Origin of the sequence: Lactobacillus sp. UMNPBX19, assembly GCF_002553805.1 — a bacterium.
GTDB lineage: Bacteria > Bacillota > Bacilli > Lactobacillales > Lactobacillaceae > Lactobacillus.
The window spans coordinates 1-404 of sequence record NZ_PCYR01000134.1; the positions used below are offsets into that span (position 1 = coordinate 1).

Genomic DNA, 404 nt, shown 5'->3' on the forward strand with positions numbered 1-404 from the left:
ACTTCAAAGCTAAAACTATCAACGAAACTATACATTATGTCGATAAAAATGGCCAAACGGTTGCGCCAACCCACGTAGCCCGGCCCATTACCTTTGTGACCGTTGATAATTTAGCTGAACATGTGACAAAAAACTATTTTTCGAATACCTCGACTAATTTTCAAATGGATGATCAAGGCAATCCTCGGGATTCTGAAAATTGGCATAGTGGTGCACAAGCTACTTTTGCCGAGGTACCCGACCCGTTGCCCCATGGTTACCAACTAACGGATCCAGCTAAGGATGCGGTACCGGCCACGCCCGTAACTCCTGCTAGTACCGACTTAAACATCACGGTTCGTTACCAATTAAAAAAGAAAACGGCCGTAATCCGGTGGGTTGACGACCGGACAGGAAAAATAGTT

Annotated in this window: 1 pseudogene; it reads left to right on the top strand. The window is 45.3% G+C overall.

The window, feature by feature from the left end:
• Positions 1-404: pseudogene (locus CP370_RS09445) on the top strand (cell surface protein); the annotation flags it as partial.